This window comes from Arthrobacter sp. TJ-236, assembly GCF_058269235.1.
In genome coordinates this window covers 27781-46807 of record NZ_JBZCNI010000005.1, presented here as the reverse complement: position 1 = coordinate 46807, position 19027 = coordinate 27781, and the positions used below count along the sequence as shown (strand labels likewise).

The following is a 19027-nucleotide window of genomic DNA, read 5'->3' as shown; positions in this document are numbered from 1 at the left end:
CCCCACCGATGCGGTGGGGGTCCCTTCCGTGGTGCAGCCCGACCGTGAGGTCGGGGTCGATCGGATCAGGCGGAGTCGCCCGGCTTACCCGGCTTCACGGGCTTCTCCGGCTTGATCGGCTTGACGGGCTTCTCGGGCTTGACCGGCTTGACGGGCTTCTCCGGCTTCTCGGGCTTGCCCGGCTGGGTGGGCACCTCGGGCGCCACCACGGGTTCCACGGTGACGGGCAGGGTGACCGTCGTTCCGCTCGGCGCGGCGGTCAGGACGATGCTTCCCTGTCCGCCGGCCTTTGCCGGGATGGTTACCTCGACCGTCGCGCTGCCACCGGAGACCGCGACCGTCCCGAGCGGGGTGGCCGTGCCGTCCGCTGCGACGAAGCTCGCAGCGAGCGTGCTGTTGACCGGGCTACCGAGCGAGGTGAGGTCGAGCTTGGACACGGTGAAGGAGACAGCCGTACCCGCCTTCACGGTGCTCGGGGCGCCCTGGACCTGCACGCCGCGTCGATCGAAGGACGGCGAGAGCGGACTGTTGGCGCGGATGTAGTCGATCCACGCGTCACGGTCCACCAGGCCCGACTCACGGGTGTCGGCGCCTTCACGGAAGACCGTGAAGTTGTCGCCGCCCTGGGCCAGGAAGCTGAACGTACCGATCCGGTAGTCCTTCGCCGGGTCGAGCGGCGCTCCGTCGATGGTGACGGACGTGATCCTCGAGCCCCGGGCGAGCGTGGGGTCGTAGGTGAAGCTCACGTTGTCCGACAGGCCGAGAGCCAGGAAGGCCCGCGAGCTGCCGTCCGGCTGCCACTGCTGCTCGAGCATGGTCCTGAACTCGGCACCGGTCAGGGTGGTGGTCCAGAGATCGTTCACGAACGGCAGCACCGCATTCGCCTCGGCGAAGGTGACGGTTCCGTCGGGAGCGAAGTAGAGCTCGTTGCGGAGCCCTCCCGGGTTGACGACGCCGATCTGCGCGCCGCCGCGCTCGGCCGGGGCCAGGCTCGAGCGGAGCGAGTCGGCCACGAGGTTGCCGAGGGTGGACTCGCTCGTGCGGTCGTCGCGAGCGGTGCCGGTGAAGGCGGTGGTGATGTCCTGCGTGACCGAGCCGACCGGCTGGTTGCCGATGACGGCCGCCTGCGCCAGGGCGGCGTCGACGATGGTCTTGACCGCCGCGACACGCGGGTAGGTGCTCACGAGGGTGGCATCGGCGACGGTGGTCCGCGCGACGTTCCGTGCCGTGTAGGACTCGACGTCGCCCGTGGTGGTGTCCACGGTCAGGACGATCTGCCCGATGAACTCGCCGTAGGACCCGGTCTGGAGGACAGGCCTGGTCTCTCCGGCCGCTCCCGGGATGGGAGCGTCCCACGCGTACTGCTTGTGCGTGTGCCCGGTGAAGATGGCGTCGACCAACGGAGTGGTCTCGGTGACGATCCGCGCGAACGCTCCGCCGGCCGCGATCTCCTGCTCGATGGTTGCACCCTCGACGACGCCGTCGCCGGCGCCCTCGTGGTACTCGGCGACGATGACGTCGGCGAGATCCTGGTCCGCGATCTCCTCGGCAACGCGGTTGACGGCCGCGACGGGATCGCCGAAGTCGACGTTCGCGATACCGCCGGGGCTGACGAGCGATGCCGTCTCCTGGGTGACGACACCGATCACGGCGACGTCGATGCCGTCGACCGTGATGACGGAGTACTCCTCGAGCGCGGGCTCCGAGGTGCCTTTCTCGTAGACGTTCGCTCCGAGGTAGGGGAAGTCCGCCGACTCGCTCACGCGGCCGGCGAGGTCGGCGAAGCCCTTGTCGAACTCGTGGTTGCCCACGGCCGAGGCGCGCAGCTCCAGGGCATTGAGGACGTCGAGCGTGGGCTCGTCGTCCTGCAGCGAGGAGGCGAAGAGCGAGGCGCCGATGTTGTCACCGGCGGACAGCAGAGCCGTCCTGCCCTCGCCGCCCTCCGCGCGCAACTGCTCCACCGTGCCGGCGAACTTCACCGTGTTGGCGTCGATGCGGCCGTGGAAGTCGTTGATGTTGAGGAGGTTGACCTCCGCGGTGGTGTCCGCCGGAACCAGGTCGAGCCCCACGATCACCGGATCGTGGTCGCTCGCACGGTAGGGGTCGGCCGCGTAGTAGTCGGTGACGTTGTTGTTGAAGCGGCTGTACTCCAGGGCCACCGACTCCACCGAGTTGATGTTCCAGGTGTCCACCCCGGTCACCGTGGCGTCCGCCGAGGGTGATGCGAGGATGTGGTCGAGCGAACCGCTGAGGCCCGAGAACACGTAGGAGTAGCTCTCGTCCTTCACGCCCTGGTTCACGTAACCGGCTTCGTAGAGGACCTGCATGGGGTCCTCCTGCGTGTACGAGTTGAAGTCACCGGTGAGGAACACCTTGTCCGTGCCGGTCGCCTCCTTCTGGGTCTCCGCGAAGGCGACGAGCGCCTCTGCCTGCGTCACACGGGCTGCGTTCCACGCGCCCTGGCCGTCGCCGGAGTCGACGTTCGGCCCCGAGCTCGGACCGGAGCCCTTCGACTTGAAGTGGTTGACGATCGCCACGAAGGTCTCGCCCTCCGTGCCTCCGACGGGCTTGAAGGCCTGCGCCAGCGGCTTGCGTGCGTTCGAGAACGCGACGTCGTCGTTGAGGATGACGGATTCGCCGACCGGCTCCGCGACGGCCTTCTTGTAGATCAGGGCCGTGCGGATGAAGTCCTCGTCCTCGATGGCGGGAACGGCTGCGGGGGAGCGGACGTAGTCCCAGGTGCCGGGTGCCTTCTCGTTGAGTGCCTCCACGAGGACGGCGAGCGCGGCGTCGCGGTCCTTGCCGAACTTCGCCGAGTTCTCGATCTCCATGAGGGTGACGACGTCGGCATCGAGCGCGTTGATGGCGGCCACGATCTTGGCCTCCTGGCGCTCGAAGCTCTCACGCGTGGCTGCCCCGCGGGCGCCGCACCCGCCGTTGACCGTGATGGGCGTGCCCGCGCGGTCCGTGAAGTAGGTGCAACCCGTCAGGTCCTCGCCCGTGGTCGCGAAGTAGTTCAGCACGTTGAAGGAGGCGAGCTTCACGCTGCCGCCCACCTCGTCCGGCGCCGCTGGGCGCTCGCCGGCGAACTGCACGGGCTGCACGCCGTCGGGGGCGGAGCCGTTCAGCTCGGAGAGCGGCTGGAACTTCCAGGCGCTGTTGCGGTAGTCGAGGACCACCGGCGAGACGAAGTCGGCGGAGTAGCCGACCCGCACGGGCTGCGTCGGCGTGAGGTAGGGCAGCACCTTGTTGCGGTTCGCCCCGGTGAAGAAGTTCGTCGAGGCGCCGTCGTCGAGCCGGACGCCGCGTGCTGCGTTGTCGGCGACGACCGCCGCGTACTCCGCGGTGCCGGGACGCGCGACGTCGGTCGGCTGGAGCAGGCGTTCGGTGCCGGCAGCCAGGGTGACCTCGCCGTACTGGTTGAGCGTGTAGTTGTCCGAGACGGTGAAGGAGTCCGCGGGCTGGAAGAGCATGCCCTCCACACCCTCACGGGCGGCGTCGGTCGCGGGCAGCGGGATCTCGGAGGCCTTGACCTCCTCCGCCGGCTCGGTGAGCTCGACGGTTCCGCCCGCCGGGACGGTGAGCTGGGTGAGACCGAAGAACTCCCCTGCGGTCCCGGTCACCTCGACGTGGTCACCGATGGCGACGGACGCCACGGTCGATGCCGAGAAGACGAAGATGGCGTCGGACGCCGTCTGGCCCGCCGTGGCGGACGTGCCGGGGGTCTGGATGTAGAAGCCCTGGAATCCGCCGGTGGGGTAGGCCGCGGTGACCTTGCCGCGCGTGGTGACGGTCTGCCCGGCCAGCGGCGTGGTGGCCGCCGTGCCCTGGATGTCCCGGATCGGCGTGACGGCCCCGGGTGTCGGGGGCGGCGTGGGGGTGGGAGGAGGGGTCGGGGTCGGCGTCGTGCCGCCCGCGCTGTTCGTGGGCGAGGTCGCCTGGAGGGTGAAGTCGGCTGCGTTGACGTCGGTGTCGGCGAAGCCCGTACGGGCTGCCGAGAGGACGCTGCCGCCGCCCGGAGCGGTTGCGGCGGCGCCCTCGAACGTCGTGGCGTTGCCGTAACCGAGCAGGTCGACGACGCCGGGGGCGTCCGCGGCGCTGCCGACGGGAAGGACTCCCACATTCGCTGCCTGGTCGGACAGGACGATCACGCCTCCGCCTGCGCCCGGGTTGAAGGCTCCGGCGACGACGTCCGCGGTGGGCAGGGGCGCCCCGTTGGCGGCGTTGCTGCCGCCCTGCACCAGGAAGTATCCCTTCGCAGGGATGGTGCCACTGAGCGCGGAGACGCTGTTCGGTGCAGCGGTCCCGGTCGCCGACCGGTACTGCAGCGACCAGCCGTCGAGGCTGACCGGGGCGTCGGACGGGTTGTACAGCTCCACGTACTTGTTGCGGAGCGGCGTGCCCACGGTGCCGCCGGTGACGTAGGCTTCGTTGATGATGACGTCGTCTCCCGTGACGGACGTCGTGGCCGGTGGGGTCTCCACCGCCGTGGCGGGTAGTGCGAAGATCGGTGAGGCGATCAGCCCTACCGACAGCGCCGCACCGAGCGCTCCCTTCCAGGACGAATTACTCATTCGTGGTGTTCTCCTTGACTGTGGCCACTGTGCGGCCGCGAGTGGTACCCGCCGACCCGTCGATGGGAGGGCGTGGTGGCACTGTGCACCTTATGTGACGCAGGTGACAGTGCGATCCCCGGGAGAAGCAAACCAGACTCCAGTGAACGGCGGGTTACCAGAACACGGGAGCCCCCGACGGGTGGAAGGGCGTACGGTCAGCGGTTGGCGCCCTTGAGCGTGCCGGTGGACGGCGCCTCGTCCTCCTCCGCGACGAAGCACAGGATCTCGCGGTCGTCGGCGCTGTTCCAGCTCTCCTCGACCGGGTAGAAGTAGAGCAGTTCGAGCACGGAGGATTCGAAGTCCATCCCGACGAAGTTCCGGAACTCGGCACTGCAGAACTCGGTGGCCGCCGTGGAGGCGGCGGCCTCGCCGGGGTAGTCGCCGTCGGGCATCTCGGTTCTGGCGATCGCCTCGAAGACGTGCGGTTCGTCGCAGGGGAGCACCGTGATGTCGGTGACGTCGGAGGTGCCCGGATCATCGATGCAGTCGCCCACCTTCACGGAGAAGGCGTCCGTCTCCTCCTCAGCGGTGACGGCGCCGTCGGCGTCGCGTTCGGGCCCCTGGGAGGGCAAGAGGCTGCAGCCCGTGAGCAGAGCGAGGGCGGCGCAGGCCGAAGCCGCCGTCGCGCGCCGGGTCACGGCGTTCCGCTGGTGTCGCCTGGTCATGGTGTCCCCGTTCTCGGCCCCGAGCGGTGGGAGGGCCGGTGCTCCTCGGGACAGTACCGCACGACGACGGGGGCACCACGGCGCCCACGGCGCCGCGCCGCTCGGGTCCGGGGCCGAAAAAAGGAGGAGGCTCCGCGATGCGGAGCCTCCTCGATGTGCGGAAGGTAAGGGATTCGAACCCTTGAGACGGGGTGACCGCCCACTGGTTTTCAAGACCAGCTCCTTCGGCCGCTCGGACAACCTTCCGCCGCTAGTGTTTCACGAGAGGCCGGTGGCGCCCAAACATCGTGCTGGTCGATCAGCGGCGAAGGCTGCGGAGGGAGAAGCGACGTGCGAGCTGTGCTCATCCAGGGGAGCGGCGGGCCTGAGGTCCTGGTGCCGCAGGAGGTGCCCGATCCCCGTCCCGGAGCGGGCGAGGTCCTCATCGACGTCGTGGCCGCGGGGCTGAACAGGGCGGACGTACAGCAGCGGCGCGGGTTCTACCCACCGCCGGAGGGCGCGTCGGAGATCCCCGGGCTCGAGGTGTCGGGACACGTCGCGGATCCGGGTCCGTCGCAGTTCGCCGTCGGTCAGCCCGTCGTCGCGCTGCTCGCCGGCGGAGGCTACGCGGAGCGGGTGGCCGTGCCGGCCGGTCAGGTGGTGCCGGCGCCGGACGGCGTCGATCTGGTCGAGGCCGCCGCACTCCCGGAGACCGCCGCGACGGTGTGGTCGAACCTGGTGCTGCAGGCGGGCCTCACCGGTGGGGACAGCGTGCTGATCCACGGGGCGTCCGGCGGGATCGGGCTGATGGCCGTCCAGGTGGCGCTCGCCCTCGGCGCCGTACCGCTGGTGACCGCGGGGTCGGCGGCGAAGCTGGACGTCGCACGGTCCCTGGGCGTCGGCTCGCTCATCGACTACCGGCAGCAGGACTTCGTGGACGAGGTGATGACGGCGACCGGAGGGCGCGGGGTCGACGTGATCCTGGACGTCGTGGGCGCCGAGTACCTCGCACGCAATGTCGCGTCCCTCGCGTCCGGCGGGCGCCTCGTGGTCATCGGACTGCAGCGGGGTGCCAGGGCGGAGCTCGATCTCGGCCTGCTCATGGGCAAGCGCGCCAGCGTCGCGGGCACCACGCTGAGGTCGCGCCCCGTGGAGGAGAAGGCGCGGATCATGGCCGCGGTGCAGGACCACGTGTGGCCGCTCGTGTCAGCAGGTCGCGTGAGGCCGTTCGTCGACCGCACCTTCCCGCTCGACAGCGCGGCGGAGGCGCATGCGTACTTCGACTCCGGGCAGCACGTGGGCAAGGTCCTGCTGACCACGTAGGTCGCCGTGCGCTGGTCATCAGCAGGCTTCCTCTCATTGTCGGGCTGTGGAAGGCTGGTCGGACAGCCGATCGGAAGGAGCGCCGCCATGACGGGCATGCAGGACGACGACGGGAACGAGGGCGGCCTGGCCAAGGCCGCCGACAGCTTCGCCGAGAACCTCGGGGACCAGGTGCCCGACGGCGTCGACAACGGCCCCACGGACGACGCCGACGAGCCGGCCGACGGCCGCACCAGGACGCACGCGAGCATCAGCGAGGGCATGAACGCGAACGTCGACGAGCCTCCCGCGGACACGCGCGACGGCTCAGGCGCGACGACGGACACCTGAGCGTCCTGATCCACGTCTGACCTTCGCCTGACGGGCGCATGAGGGACGGCACCCGCGCCCGCCGACCGAACACCGGTCGACAAGAGCCGGCCGCTCGCCGCACCCTCGCGCGCGTTCGGCGCATCCCCCGGGTTGGGAGGCTTGTCATGTGACGTACGCCTCACTAGGTTGCTACCTTCGTGTGCATCACACTCTCCCACCCGAGGAGCATCATGAGTAAGAAGCAGAACGGGTCCCACCGGCACGCCGACGTGCTGGTGACGGATCCCGACCTGCCGCCGGTCGCCGTCGACCCGCAGCTGGCAGAAGCAGAAGACCGCCGGTGGACTCCGGCGAAGATCGCCCTCTGGGTGGGAATCGCCCTCCTCGGTGGCGTGTCCTGGACCATCCTCGCGATCGTGCGGGGCGAGACCGTCAACGCGATCTGGTTCGTGTTCGCGGCAGTGTGCACCTACCTCATCGCCTACCGGTTCTACTCCAAGTTCATCGAGCGGAACCTCACCAAGCCGGACGACAGGCGTGCCACGCCCGCGGAGTACAAGGCGGACGGCAAGGACTACGCCGCCACCGACCGCCGGGTGCTCTTCGGCCACCACTTCGCGGCGATCGCCGGCGCGGGTCCGCTCGTGGGTCCGGTCCTCGCGGCGCAGATGGGCTACCTGCCCGGCACCCTGTGGATCATCATCGGCGTGATCTTCGCCGGCGCCGTCCAGGACTACCTCGTCATGTTCTTCTCCATGCGCCGCGGCGGCCGCTCCCTGGGCCAGATGGCACGCGAGGAACTCGGCGTCATCGGCGGCACCGCCGCCCTCGTGGCGACGCTCACCATCATGATCATCATCGTGGCGATCCTCGCCCTCGTGGTGGTCAACGCCCTCGGTGAGAGCCCGTGGGGCGTCTTCTCCGTCTCGATGACCATCCCGATCGCCCTCTTCATGGGCGTGTACCTGCGGTACCTCCGCCCCGGCAAGGTCACCGAGGTGTCGCTGATCGGCTTCGTGCTCCTGCTCCTCGCCATCATCGGCGGCGGCTGGATCTCCGAGACCGCCTGGGGCGCCGAGCTGTTCACGCTCGACCGCGTGACGATCGCCTGGGGCATCATCATCTACGGCTTCATCGCCGCCGTCCTGCCCGTCTGGCTGCTGCTGGCCCCGCGTGACTACCTCTCCACCTTCATGAAGATCGGCACCATCGTGATGCTCGCCGTCGCGATCGTCATCACCCGCCCCGAGATCAGCGTCCCCGCCGTCACGGAGTACGCGAGCACCGGCGCGGGCCCCGTCGTCGCGGGGACCCTGTTCCCGTTCCTCTTCGTCACCATCGCCTGCGGCGCCCTCTCGGGGTTCCACGCGCTGATCGCCTCCGGTACCACCCCGAAGATGATCGAGAAGGAGCGCCAGACGCGCTTCATCGGCTACGGCGGCATGCTCATGGAGTCCTTCGTGGCGATCATGGCGCTCGTCGCGGCCCTCTCGATCGACCGCGGCATCTACTTCGCCATGAACTCCTCGGGAGCGGCGACGGGCGGCACCATCGAGGGTGCCGTGACGTTCGTGAACGGCCTCGGCCTCACGGGCGTCAACCTGACGCAGGAAGCCCTCAGCACCATGGCCACGAACGTCGGTGAGGAGTCGATCGTCTCGCGGACCGGCGGCGCACCGACCCTCGCCGTGGGGATCGCGCAGATCATGCAGGGCGTCTTCGGCGGCGCCGGCATGATGGCCTTCTGGTACCACTTCGCCATCATGTTCGAGGCACTGTTCATCCTGACCGCGGTCGACGCCGGCACGCGCGTGGCGCGCTTCATGCTGCAAGACAGCATCGGGAACGTCGTGCCCCGCTTCCGCGACACCTCCTGGCGTACCGGCGCGTGGATCTGCACCGCCATCATGGTGGCCGGATGGGGGGCGATCCTCATCATGGGCGTCACCGATCCGCTGGGTGGCATCAACACGCTGTTCCCGCTGTTCGGCATCGCGAACCAGCTGCTCGCGGCCATCGCGCTCGCCGTCTGCATGGCCATCTGTGCCAAGCGCGGCATGTTCAGGTTCCTTTGGATCCCGGCCCTGCCGCTGGCCTTCGCTGCGGTGGTCACCATCACGGCGTCGTTCCAGAAGATCTTCTCGTCCACGCCGGCCATCGGGTACTGGGCCCAGCACACGGCGTTCAAGAACGCCCTCGCCGCAGGTGAGGAGAGCTTCGGCACCGCGACGAGCGTCGCAGCCATGGAGGCCGTGGTCCGGAACACCTTCATCCAGGGGACGCTGTCCATCGTGTTCGTGGTGCTCTCCATCATCGTCATCGCCACCGCGATCCTCGCCACCATCAAGGCGTACCGCACCGGCGGGGGTGTCGAGACGGAGGACGCCGCCGTGCCCTCGCGCATCTTCGCCCCGGCGGGCCTGACGGCCACGCCGGCCGAGAAGGAGCTGGAAGCCCGCTGGGCCGCCGTCGATCCCGACAAGCGACCCGTCAGGTCGGGTCACTGATGAGCGTGCTGGAGCGGGCGCGTGAGCTCGCGTGGCTGTTCAGGGGTGTGATGGGGGAGAACGCCTACCAGGCCTACCTCGACCACCACGTGCGGACCCACGCCGGCGGGAAGCCCATGACGGAGCGTGAGTTCTGGCGGGACAAGACGGACCGCCAGGACGCCAACCCCGAAGGGCGCTGCTGCTAGGCGGATCCGGACGGCGAGGGGACCCGGCACCCGATGGGGTGCCGGGTCCTTCCGCGTCCGGGGAGGTCTCAGCGCTTCTCCCACCGGAAGCGCTTGGCGGCGAGCTGGTAGGCGATCGCCGTCCAGGCCAGGAGGATCACGGCGGCGCCGGCCACCGAGATGCTCATCTGCTCGGCACCCCAGCCGGCCATCAGCAGGTTCTGCAGTGCGCCGCCCGGGGTGAGGCGGGAGATGCGCTCGTATCCGTCGTCGAACGCCGTCCAGAAGAAGCTGCCGAAGACCAGGGCGAAGAACGGCAGGGTGGTGATCTGCGCCGCAGCTGCCGACGGCGTGTAGACGCTCGTCAACATGCCCACGGTGGCGCACAGTGCGAGGAAACCGAGGGCCGCCCCGAGGACCAGGAGGGGCTGGGCCGGGGCGTCGATGCCGGCCAGGCCGAGACCGACGGCGATGATCGCGAGCTGCGCGGCCACCAGGGCCACGATCGGCAGCAGCATGCCGAGCCAGATCACGGTGTCGGAGGACTCGCCGCTCCTCAGGCGCTTCAGGAACAGTTCCTGGCGGCGGGTGGCGAGCGTCGTGGTGGCCGTGAGGTACACCCCGAGCAGTGCGACCACCATGAGCGTCAGCCCGGCCATGACGGCGGCGCCGGAGGGGTCCGTCACCTGGTCGGCTCCTACGGAGAACATGTAGACCGCCATCGCGATGGGCATGAGGAGTGCGCCCATGAGGACGGTCTTGTTGCGGAAGATGATCCGCAGTTCCATCGCGGCGATCGAGAGGATGCGGCCGGCCGCGGAGGGCGGGCGCGTGGTGGGGTGGGACGGTGTGGTGTGGTCGAGCAGAGCGGTCATCGGTGCCTCCGGGGTGAGTGTCGAGGGGTGCGGGTCGGGGCGTGCGCGAGGGGTGGTCGCCGGTCAGGCGCTCTCGCCCTGGCTCACGCGACGGAAGACGGCGGCGAGCGAGGCCTCGCTGGCCGAGAGCCGGTCGAGCCGCACGCAGTGTTCGTCGGCCCAGCGGAGCACGGTCCAGAGATCCCGCTGGAGATCCTGCGAGGTCAGGGTCACCTGCGTGGTGGACGGCGTGGGCGTGAAGCCCGGGGTGAGGCCGGCCGCGGTGAGAGCGAGGACGTCGGCGTCGGCATCCACCTCGAAGGAGATGGTCGAGGGTTCGCGGCGGAGCACGTCGCCGAGCGTCCCCTCCACGGCGATGCGTCCGGCGTGCATGATCGCGAGGCGGTCCGCGTAGGTCTCGGCCTCCTCGAGGTAGTGGGTGGTGAGGACCACCGTGGTACCGGCGCCGTTCAGCCGGCGGACGAGCTCCCACGTGCGCTCACGGGACTCCGGGTCGAGGCCCGTGGTGGGCTCGTCGAGGAAGAGCACGTCGGGGTCGTTCGCGGTGGCCAGGAGGAGGTCGAGGCGTCGGCGCTGACCGCCCGAGAGCATCTTCACGCGGGTGCCCGCCTTCTCCGCCAGGTCCAGGACGTCGAGTCCCTCGGCGATGACCTGCTCACGGCTGCGGCCGCTCGGGTCGGCGGAGGAGAGCCGCAGCCACAGCGAGCAGGTCTCGGCGACCGTGAGGTCGTCGGCGAAGCCCGCCTCCTGCAGCATGATGCCGAGTCGGGGCCGGATCCTGGCCCTGTCGCGGTGGGGATCGCCGCCCAGCACGCTGACGGAGCCCGAGGTGGCGGGGCGGTGCCCCTCGAGGGTCTCCATGGTGGTGGTCTTGCCCGCGCCATTGGTGCCGAGCAGGGCGAAGAACTCTCCGTTGCGGATGGAGAGGTCGATCCCCTTGACGGCTTCGTAGGAGCCGTAGGAGCTGCGCAGGCCCTGCGCGGAGACGGCGATGGTGTCGGCCGGGACGTGATGCGCGGGGACGGAAGGGGAGAGCGAGGGGCGGGTGGTCGGGGTCGCGGGGTCGGTGGTCCTGTTCATGTCCTCCATCCTTCGCCAGCGGCGGCGGCGCGCGTCAGTGGCCTCGCGTCACCAGCGCCTCTGCGGCTTCGCACACCCGGACCGTGACAGATGTCATGGTCCTACGATGGATCGCATGGCGCTCCTCAGGGCTCGGTCCCGGTCCACACCTGCGGACGACGGCGCTCGCGGCCTGCCGGCTTCCGGACCGACCGTGAGCACGGACACCGGCCGGGGAGTCCGGGCGACCTGGCGCTACACGGTGTCGTCCATCGTCTTCTACAGCGTCGTGCTCGCGGTCCCGACGACCCTCTTCATGATCGCCGGCGTCGACGACGGCCTGCAGGTGCTCGACCTCGTGATCCTCGTGCTGTGCCTCGTGGCCGTCGGCGCTCTGGTCCGGTACTGCTGGTTCTTCCGGCCGGGTCTGGGCGCGGGCCTTCCCCCGAGGGTCTACACCCTCTGGCTCCTTGGTCCCGCCGCGGCGCTGTACCTGCTCGGTCTCCTGCAGGCGCACACGCTGTGGGTCGGAGCGGTACCCCTGTGGTTCGCGGCGAACGCGCTCGCCGTCGTCGTGCACCGGGCGCTGAGGCCGCGGGTTCTCGCGGCGGGGCTCGCCGCGTTGGTTCTCCACGGATTCCTCGGCGCGCTCCTGGGCCGGACACCCGCTGGGGCGTTCTGGGAATCGGGCGGCGTCACCTCGCTGGTGATCTACGCGCTCGCCACACCCGTGCTGTTCGTCGCAGGCATCTGGTGGTGGGACATCGTGGTGCGCCTGGATGACAGCCGCCGGGCGTCGGGTGAGCTCGCCGTGGCGAAGGAACGTCTCCGCTTCGCCGCCGACCTGCATGACATCCAGGGGCACCATCTGCAGGTGATCGCCCTGAAGACGGAGCTCGCCGGGCGGCTGCTCGCCAGTGATCCCGCCGCGGCCGCCGAGCAGATCGCGGAGGCCCAGCGTCTGGCGCGGACGGCCCTCGAGGACACGCGTGCGCTCGTCCACGGCTACCGGACCGTGTCGCTCGCGTCCGAGGCGGCCAACGCCGCCGAGGTGCTCGGTGCCGCGGGCGTCCGCTGCGTCGTGGCCGTCGACGCCGAGGGCCTCCCGCCGGCGGAGCGGGCGCTCTTCGGCCTCGTCATCCGCGAGTCGACCACCAACATCCTCCGCCACAGCGAGGCGACGTCGGCGGAGTTCGCCCTCGTGCGCTCCGGCGGCCGGTTCGAGCTGACAGTCAGGAACGACGGCGTGACGGGCGTCGCGGCGCGCTCCGGGGGCTCGGGCATCGACGGCCTGAGGCGTCGGTTCGGGGAGGTCGGAGGGTCCGTCCATGCGGTCCGCGAGGGCGGGCATTTCACGCTGGCGGCGTCGGTTCCGGACCTGGCGGGCGCGGGCAGCGACCAACCGGTCTCCGTGGCCCGCGGCGGTGACACCCCGCAGGTACAGGAGCCCGTGCGGGGCGGCCAGGGAGGTCCGGAATGATCCGCCTGGTCCTCGCTGATGACGAGCACCTCATCCGTGGTGCCCTCGAGGCGCTCCTGGGCCTCGAGCCGGACCTCGAGGTGGTGGCCAGCGCGGACAACGGGACCGATGCCGTCCGCCTCGCCCGGGAGCACCGGCCGGACGTCTGTGTCCTCGACCTGGAGATGCCGCCGACCGACGGCATCTACGCGGCCGAGGAGATCCTCCGCTCGGTGCCCACGCGGGTGGTCATCGTCACCCGGCACGCGCGTCCCGGCGTGCTCCGGCGGGCGCTCGCGAGCCGGGTGTCCGGCTTCGTCCCGAAGTCCACGCCGGCGGAGAAGCTCGCCGACGTGATCCGCGACGTCGCAGCCGGTCGCAGGTACGTCGATCCGGACATCGCCGCCAGTGCCCTCAGCGGGGAGTCCTGTCCGCTGACGGCACGGGAGCTGGACGTCCTCCGGCACGGACGCCAGGGTGCGAGCCTGCAGACCATCGCGCGGGAGCTCCACCTCGCGCCCGGGACCGTCCGCAACTACGTCTCGTCGGCGATGGCGAAACTCGGCGCCCCCTCACGCCACGAGGCGGCAGCCAGGGCGTGGGAGCAGGGCTGGATCTGACCTGACCCGCGAGGATCCGTTGTGGGAGCATAGCGTCATGACTGAACAGCAGCCCGCCAGTCCCCTCACGCCCGCGGGCGAAGCGTCCGTGCCCGACGCCGCCCTCCTCCCGCAGGAGAGCGCAGCCGGAGGATCCCCGGCCCCCGACGATCAGACGGACGGCCGATCCACGTCCCTCTCCGAGCTGGTCGACGAACCGGCCAAGGTCATGCGGATCGGCACCATGCTCAAGCAACTGCTGGAGGAGGTGCGCACAGCACCGCTCGACGACGCCGGACGCACGCGGCTCGCCGCCATCCACGAGCGGTCCGTCAAGGAGCTGGAGGACGGACTGGCGCCCGAACTCGTCGAGGAGTTGCACCGCATCAACCTCCCGTTCGACGACGATTCCATCCCGACCGACGCCGAGCTCCGCGTGGCGCAGGCGCAACTCGTGGGCTGGCTCGAGGGGCTCTTCCACGGTATCCAGGCGGCCCTCGCCGCGCAGCAGATGGCCAACCAGCAGCTGGCCGCCCGGCTCCAGCTCCGCCAACTGCCGCCCGGCACGGTGATCGCCCCCGGCGTCGTGGTGGGTGAGGACGGAGAGCCCACGCGGACTGCGGGGCAGCGGCCCGCGCCGGCGTCCCCGGCGGACAGCCACGGGCCCGGTCAGTACCTGTAACGGCGCCGGTGGCATTCTTCGCGGCTGCGCGGCAGGGACGGAAGGACGACGCTGAACTGGGCACGGGCGTCTGGCGGCGGGCACACGACCGCTTCCGTCGCAGCCTGGACCGGTATCACCAGATCCTCGAGGGCATCGACGACGACGCCCTCTACAACGAGCTCGTGGGGATCGCCGACGAGCTCGGCGCCATGCTGCCGCGTGTCCGGGGACTCTGCGTCGAGGCCCAGGCGATCGCGCCGAGCTCGGGGCTCGACATCCCCGGCGCCCTCCTGCAGGTGCACCGCGCACTCTCCCGTGCGGGGAACACCCTGGCGACGACGGCGGAGGCCGCCGCGATGACACGGCTCGACGGCGAACGCTGGGGCGTGGCGTCCTCGGGGCTGGAGAACGTACGGCGCCGCGCGCAGCTGGTGACGGACGACGTCGACGAGGCCGAGCGGGCCATGCCGGGGCGTCAGTAGTTCAGTAGGGTGTTGCCGGGGGTGATGGCGATCTCCCACATCTCCAGCTCCTGCCCCGCGCACGTGCCGTACTCGCCCGTGGGTATGCCGCGGATGAAGGGTGAGGTGCGGTTCTCGTCCACGTAGGGGTAGCCGCGCTCGTTGAGGATCGTGAGGACACGGCGGTCCGCCTGGGGGTCCCCGTCGGCGTAGAACATGGTCTGTTCGCGATCGTAGGCCGAGAATCCGCTGGGCCAGCGGAGCAGCACGGAGCGGTCGTTGAACTCGAACCACGAACACACGCTGTCGCCGTCACGGCTGAGCCGGAAGGATCCGAGCAGATTGCCGGGCAGGTTCTGCTCGTCGCGCCCCTCCGCCGGCCTGATCCCGACGATCTCGTCCGGGTCCAGCGCGCCGGGAGGGGAGTCGCTCGTCTCCACCCGGAGCTGCTCGTCGGGCAGGGCGTCGATCGCGTCCCCCACGCCATCCGGCAGGGCGGCCGGAGCACCCGCGGTCGTCGTCGCCGCGGGCTTCCTCAGGTCGACCAGCGTGAGGACCGCGCTGTCGCCGTCGAGGGGCGCCAGGCCGCCGTCGTCGCGCCGGTCGAGGAACACGAGCTGGTACGGCGGGAAGATATTGCGGCTGTAGGGCCTGCCGGACGTGCTGCGGCCGGTCACGTCGATGGTGACGACATCGTCCGCGGTGTCGGCCCCGCCCTTCAGGAACTGCATCACGGAGACGGTCTGGAGGATCCGCACCTCGTCGTCCACGAGCATGGACTCGGTATCGAGCGCGTCGACCACCGCCACGACGTCGGCCTGCTCGAAGAGGCGCGCAGACTCCTCGCCGGGTTCGGGGGCAGGAGGCGGGACCAGTGCTACGGCGAGCGCCACGGTGATGGCGACCAGGCACGCCCCACCGACGACGGCGCAGCTTCGTGCTCCGTCGCGTACCCTGCCCGGCGTCTCCGGTGCCCACGGCCGGCGAAGCGTGATCGAGCGGGCCGGGTTCGACGAGCGCAACGGGCTCGTCCGGCGGAACGGGCAGGGCGGGCTCGGCCAGCTGAACGGGCGGGACAGTCGGCGCGGGCTCGGGCCGGATGGGCGCGGTGGGCTCGGCCTGTTCGGTGGAGCGGACGTGCTCGGTGGAGTCGACCGGGGCCGCCGCTGCTCGGTGCCTGCGCCCGGCATCGTCGGCGCCACCGATGACCCGGCGGCCCTCCCGCACCTCCTCGTCAGGGACATACCGTGCGGGGTCGGCGGCACGGAGCGCCTCGACAGCGATCCTCGACCGTTGCTCGGGGAGGTCCTCCCCGGACGTAGCGCCTGAGTCCGCCGCGGCGGGGGTTCGGGTAGCGAGCGCTGCGCCGAAGGCGGCCTCGACGTCGTCGAACCGCTCCGGGTCCACACCCGCGAGGCGGCCCGCCGCTGTCCGGTCCAGGCCGTCCCAGTGGTGCAGGAGCAGCAGTTCCCGCTCGTCCGCCGGTAGCCCGGCGAGCGCCGCCTCGACGTCGGGAGCGTTCCGAAGACGCGGCAGGTGGCCGGGAGGGAGGAAGCGGTCGAGCTCGGCGCGGGCGGAGCGCAGCAGCGCCCCGAGCGACAGTTCCCCCGATGCGAGAGCCTGTCGGGCCGTCGCTCCGGCCAGCCTGGTGCTGAGAGATCGCCGAAGGACGTAGAGATGAACGGCGTCGTGGAGTGCCTCCCGCTCGTCGCGCGCCGGGTGGTCCACCGCTCACCTCCGCTCGGGGCGCCTGCTCCGCCCAGCTCGTGACGCGATACTGCGTCGGCTGATAGTTGTAGGAGGACACAGAAATAAATGACGGGAGACCGTGGTTCCCGCCAGTATGACTACATCACCACACCTTACGTTCAACGACGGTCACACCATCCCGCAGCTCGGCTACGGCGTCTGGCAGGTCGAGGACAACGTCGCGGAGGACGTCGTGGGCAAGGCCTTCGAGGCCGGCTACCGACACATCGACACCGCGAAGATCTACGGGAACGAAGCCGGTGTGGGCCGCGCGATCGCGTCCTCGGGCCTCAGCCCCGAGGACATGTTCATCACCACCAAGCTGTGGAACGCGGACCAGGGCTACGAGAGCACGCTCGCCGCCTTCGACGCCTCCATGGAGCGCCTCGGCCTCGAGACCCTCGACCTCTACCTGATCCACTGGCTGCAGCCCAAGCAGGGCAAGTACCTGGACACCTGGAAGGCCTTCGTCGAACTGCAGAAGCAGGGACGCGTGAAGAGCATCGGCGTCTCGAACTTCACCATCGAGGCCCTCACCGAGATCATCGACGCCACCGGCGTGGTACCCGTCATCAACCAGGTGGAGAGCCACCCGTACCTCAACCAGGCCGAACTGCGCGCCTTCGAGGCCGAGAAGGGCATCCTCCACGAGGCCTGGTCACCGCTCGGATCCGGCAAGGGCCTGCTCGAGGATCCCGTGCTGCAGGACATCGCGACGAAGCACAACGCCACCCCCGCCCAGGTGGTCCTCGCGTGGCACATCGCGCTCGGTAGCGTCGTCATTCCCAAGTCGGTCACGGCATCGCGCATCGTCGAGAACTGGGGAGCTCTCGACGTCACGCTGGAGGACGCGGACATCGAGGCCATCAACGGCCTCGACAAGGGCTCGGCCGGCCGCATCGGCGCCGACCCCGCCACGTCCGACTTCGCCTGATACCTCCCGCACCACGTAGCGGATGACGAAGCCGCCCGGCATGCCGGGCGGCTTCTTCGTATCCCGGGCCGATGCAGACGCCGCGGGGGTACCAGATGCCGTGCGCGTGCGCGAGGCATCGGACGGCGTGGAACCCCGTTGCCGCGCCGGAAGGGCGACTCCTAGCCTGACTGCACCTGTTCACCCCCACATGGAGGTGCCTGATGTCCACTGGCGAAACCGGATTCGACGACGTCTCGTTCGACCTGATCTCACTGCAATACCACTCCCTGAAGGCCGGGCACGACTACGGCCAGTACGTCCGAGACGCCCGCAACGCCGGGCGCGACGACATCGCGGAGTTCTTCGAGCAGGTCATGGCCCAGGATTCCGAGCGTGCAGCCCGGTGCCACGCGTTCCTCGGTGAGCTGACCGGCTCCTCCGAGTCGGGGCCCGCACTGAGCTGACCCACCCCGGCGTCCCAGCCCCACGAGAACGGTCCGCCCGACGGCGGGTGCTTCGGCGCCCGCCGTCGCTGCTGCGTCGCGGCTGTGTCGATGCTGCTGCGTCGGTCAGGTCGAGGACATGCAAAAGCCCCGGCGGGTGACCGTCCGGGGCTTCTCGAGAGCCTCCTGCCAGAGTCGAACTGGCGACCTTCTCATTACGAGTGAGACGCTCTACCGACTGAGCTAAGGAGGCAATGCTTCGCGGCGGGGGCGTGGCCCCGGTCCGATCCACAAGCGACAACTTTATAGCAGGTTCGTCGCCGGGGTCAAAACTACCCATGTGGCCGCACGTTCGTACCCCGTTCATCCTCCTGCCGTACGTCCGCCACCACCCCGACAGCCCGGTAGGGGACCCTTGGAGTTGCCCATCTCCGGAGCCGGAGGGGTCTCGGCCGGCAAAGGGGACGCCGCATGACACAGGACCAGAGATTCTCGCTCGCCGTCATCGACATGGCGGGAACCACGGTGGACGAGGGGCCCCTGCAGGAGGAAGCGTTCGCGCGGTCCCTCGCGTCCCATGGAGTGCTCGAGGGAACCCGGGCCTTCGACGAGATGACGTTCTACGCCCGGCAGACCATGGGCACGTCGAAGGAACTCGTCTTCCGCCACCTGTTCGAGGATCCGGCCACGGCCGTCGCGGCGAACCGGTCCTTCGAGGCCGCGTACGACAACCTGCTGGCGCGGCACGGCGTGCAGCCGATCGAGGGGGCCGAGGAAGCGATCCTCGCCCTCCGCGAGTCCGGCCTCAAGATCTGCCTGGCCACGGGCTTCGGCCGCCACACGCAGAACATGATCCTCGAGTCCCTCGGCTGGATGGGCCTGGCCGATCTGAGCCTCTGCCCCTCCGACGCGGGTCGCGGGCGTCCGTACCCGGACATCATCCTGACGGCGGTCCTCGCCCTGGACATCGAGGACGTGCGCACGGTCCTCGTCGCGGGGGACACGACGTCGGACGTCCTCGCCGGCCAGCGCGCCGGGGCGGGCGCCGTCGTCGGAGTGCTGACGGGCGCGCACTCGGAGGCGGAACTGCGACTCGCCGGCGCCGACGCCGTCCTCCCCTCCATGTGTCACCTGCCGGAGTGGCTGCTGACCGGGTCGCGCAGCCCCGGGACATCGCCGGCCGAGCCGCCCCGCGCCATCGACCCGGCCGACGACGTCATTCAGCTGGGCTGA

The 19027-nt window shown here is 70.1% G+C and carries 17 protein-coding genes and 2 tRNA genes; 12 read left to right on the top strand and 7 right to left on the bottom strand.

Annotation, left to right across the window (positions count from 1 at the left end; translation table 11 throughout):
- Positions 1–65: 65 nt before the first annotated feature.
- The 3 genes from AC4D16_RS15585 to AC4D16_RS15575 form a co-directional block, all read right to left on the bottom strand.
- Positions 66–4574, bottom strand: coding sequence for an ExeM/NucH family extracellular endonuclease (locus AC4D16_RS15585; RefSeq protein ID WP_490955637.1), 4509 nt, complete (start codon positions 4572–4574; stop codon positions 66–68).
- Between the two features lie 197 nt (positions 4575–4771).
- Entirely contained in the window at positions 4772–5281 is a 510-nt protein-coding gene (locus AC4D16_RS15580) for a septum formation family protein (protein ID WP_490955636.1), read from the bottom strand.
- Positions 5282–5439: 158 nt separating this feature from the next.
- Positions 5440–5527 (bottom strand) — tRNA-Ser (locus AC4D16_RS15575).
- 84 nt (positions 5528–5611) lie between these two features.
- On the opposite strand from AC4D16_RS15575, the gene AC4D16_RS15570 reads away from it, so the two are divergent.
- The 4 genes from AC4D16_RS15570 (at position 5612) to AC4D16_RS15555 (ending at position 9590) form a co-directional block, all read left to right on the top strand.
- Entirely contained in the window at positions 5612–6583 is a 972-nt protein-coding gene (locus AC4D16_RS15570; protein ID WP_490950861.1) for an NAD(P)H-quinone oxidoreductase, read from the top strand.
- Between the two features lie 87 nt (positions 6584–6670).
- Positions 6671–6913, top strand: coding sequence for a hypothetical protein (locus tag AC4D16_RS15565; protein WP_490955635.1), 243 nt, complete (start codon positions 6671–6673; stop codon positions 6911–6913).
- Positions 6914–7125: 212 nt separating this feature from the next.
- Positions 7126–9402: a carbon starvation CstA family protein gene (locus tag AC4D16_RS15560; RefSeq protein WP_490955634.1), complete on the top strand. Its 2277-nt coding sequence runs from the start codon at positions 7126–7128 to the stop codon at positions 9400–9402.
- Positions 9402–9590, top strand: a complete 189-nt coding sequence (locus tag AC4D16_RS15555) for a YbdD/YjiX family protein (protein ID WP_490950858.1) — start codon at positions 9402–9404, stop codon at positions 9588–9590. Before AC4D16_RS15560 ends, AC4D16_RS15555 begins: the two co-directional genes overlap by 1 nt.
- 68 nt (positions 9591–9658) lie before the next feature.
- On the opposite strand, the gene AC4D16_RS15550 is transcribed toward AC4D16_RS15555, so the two are convergent.
- Entirely contained in the window at positions 9659–10444 is a 786-nt protein-coding gene (locus tag AC4D16_RS15550; protein ID WP_490955633.1) for an ABC transporter permease, read from the bottom strand.
- A 63-nt stretch (positions 10445–10507) separates the two neighbouring features.
- Positions 10508–11524, bottom strand: a complete 1017-nt coding sequence (locus AC4D16_RS15545; protein WP_490955632.1) for an ABC transporter ATP-binding protein — start codon at positions 11522–11524, stop codon at positions 10508–10510.
- Positions 11525–11639: 115 nt separating this feature from the next.
- Here AC4D16_RS15545 and AC4D16_RS15540 point away from each other — a divergent pair, with 115 nt between their 5' ends.
- From AC4D16_RS15540 to AC4D16_RS15525, 4 genes are read left to right on the top strand one after another with little or no spacing between them, the layout of a single operon-like run.
- Positions 11640–12983: a sensor histidine kinase gene (locus AC4D16_RS15540; RefSeq protein WP_490955631.1), complete on the top strand. Its 1344-nt coding sequence runs from the start codon at positions 11640–11642 to the stop codon at positions 12981–12983.
- Positions 12980–13582 carry a response regulator transcription factor gene (locus AC4D16_RS15535; protein WP_490955630.1) on the top strand — a complete coding sequence of 201 codons (603 nt, stop codon included), beginning with the start codon at positions 12980–12982 and terminating at the stop codon, positions 13580–13582. The genes AC4D16_RS15540 and AC4D16_RS15535 overlap by 4 nt, the downstream gene beginning before the upstream one ends.
- Before the next feature lie 37 nt (positions 13583–13619).
- Positions 13620–14243 carry a bacterial proteasome activator family protein gene (locus AC4D16_RS15530; RefSeq protein ID WP_490950853.1) on the top strand — a complete coding sequence of 208 codons (624 nt, stop codon included), beginning with the start codon at positions 13620–13622 and terminating at the stop codon, positions 14241–14243.
- 8 nt (positions 14244–14251) lie between these two features.
- Positions 14252–14707 carry a hypothetical protein gene (locus AC4D16_RS15525; RefSeq protein ID WP_490950852.1) on the top strand — a complete coding sequence of 152 codons (456 nt, stop codon included), beginning with the start codon at positions 14252–14254 and terminating at the stop codon, positions 14705–14707.
- On the opposite strand, the gene AC4D16_RS15520 is transcribed toward AC4D16_RS15525, so the two are convergent.
- The gene (locus AC4D16_RS15520; RefSeq protein WP_490955629.1) at positions 14701–15579 is read right to left on the bottom strand and encodes a hypothetical protein; all 879 of its coding nucleotides are present in this window, start codon (positions 15577–15579) and stop codon (positions 14701–14703) included. The two genes, AC4D16_RS15525 and AC4D16_RS15520, sit on opposite strands and share 7 nt — an antisense overlap.
- A gap of 4 nt (positions 15580–15583) precedes the next feature.
- Here AC4D16_RS15520 and AC4D16_RS15515 point away from each other — a divergent pair, with 4 nt between their 5' ends.
- From AC4D16_RS15515 to AC4D16_RS15505, 3 genes are all read left to right on the top strand, one after another.
- Positions 15584–16015, top strand: coding sequence for a hypothetical protein (locus AC4D16_RS15515; RefSeq protein WP_490955628.1), 432 nt, complete (start codon positions 15584–15586; stop codon positions 16013–16015).
- A gap of 514 nt (positions 16016–16529) precedes the next feature.
- On the top strand, positions 16530–17369 hold the full coding sequence (locus tag AC4D16_RS15510; protein ID WP_490955627.1) for an aldo/keto reductase: 840 nt from the start codon (positions 16530–16532) through the stop codon (positions 17367–17369).
- A gap of 203 nt (positions 17370–17572) precedes the next feature.
- Positions 17573–17815, top strand: coding sequence for an acyl carrier protein (locus AC4D16_RS15505; protein WP_490955626.1), 243 nt, complete (start codon positions 17573–17575; stop codon positions 17813–17815).
- A 159-nt stretch (positions 17816–17974) separates the two neighbouring features.
- Here AC4D16_RS15505 and AC4D16_RS15500 read toward each other — a convergent pair.
- Positions 17975–18047 (bottom strand) — tRNA-Thr (locus AC4D16_RS15500).
- Between the two features lie 218 nt (positions 18048–18265).
- Here AC4D16_RS15500 and AC4D16_RS15495 point away from each other — a divergent pair.
- Positions 18266–19027 carry an HAD family hydrolase gene (locus tag AC4D16_RS15495; RefSeq protein WP_490955625.1) on the top strand — a complete coding sequence of 254 codons (762 nt, stop codon included), beginning with the start codon at positions 18266–18268 and terminating at the stop codon, positions 19025–19027.

Excerpts from the sequence above, each read along its gene's own strand:
- AC4D16_RS15585 (WP_490955637.1), bottom strand. The coding sequence starts at position 4,574 with ATGAGTAATTCGTCCTGGAAGGGAGCGCTCGGTGCGGCGCTGTCGGTA.
- AC4D16_RS15580 (WP_490955636.1), bottom strand. The coding sequence starts at position 5,281 with ATGACCAGGCGACACCAGCGGAACGCCGTGACCCGGCGCGCGACGGCG.
- AC4D16_RS15565 (WP_490955635.1), top strand. The coding sequence starts at position 6,671 with ATGACGGGCATGCAGGACGACGACGGGAACGAGGGCGGCCTGGCCAAG.
- AC4D16_RS15560 (WP_490955634.1), top strand. The coding sequence starts at position 7,126 with ATGAGTAAGAAGCAGAACGGGTCCCACCGGCACGCCGACGTGCTGGTG.
- AC4D16_RS15555 (WP_490950858.1), top strand. The coding sequence starts at position 9,402 with ATGAGCGTGCTGGAGCGGGCGCGTGAGCTCGCGTGGCTGTTCAGGGGT.
- AC4D16_RS15550 (WP_490955633.1), bottom strand. The coding sequence starts at position 10,444 with ATGACCGCTCTGCTCGACCACACCACACCGTCCCACCCCACCACGCGC.
- AC4D16_RS15545 (WP_490955632.1), bottom strand. The coding sequence starts at position 11,524 with ATGAACAGGACCACCGACCCCGCGACCCCGACCACCCGCCCCTCGCTC.
- AC4D16_RS15540 (WP_490955631.1), top strand. The coding sequence starts at position 11,640 with ATGGCGCTCCTCAGGGCTCGGTCCCGGTCCACACCTGCGGACGACGGC.
- AC4D16_RS15535 (WP_490955630.1), top strand. The coding sequence starts at position 12,980 with ATGATCCGCCTGGTCCTCGCTGATGACGAGCACCTCATCCGTGGTGCC.
- AC4D16_RS15530 (WP_490950853.1), top strand. The coding sequence starts at position 13,620 with ATGACTGAACAGCAGCCCGCCAGTCCCCTCACGCCCGCGGGCGAAGCG.
- AC4D16_RS15515 (WP_490955628.1), top strand. The coding sequence starts at position 15,584 with ATGGCGACCAGGCACGCCCCACCGACGACGGCGCAGCTTCGTGCTCCG.
- AC4D16_RS15510 (WP_490955627.1), top strand. The coding sequence starts at position 16,530 with ATGACTACATCACCACACCTTACGTTCAACGACGGTCACACCATCCCG.
- AC4D16_RS15505 (WP_490955626.1), top strand. The coding sequence starts at position 17,573 with ATGTCCACTGGCGAAACCGGATTCGACGACGTCTCGTTCGACCTGATC.
- AC4D16_RS15495 (WP_490955625.1), top strand. The coding sequence starts at position 18,266 with ATGACACAGGACCAGAGATTCTCGCTCGCCGTCATCGACATGGCGGGA.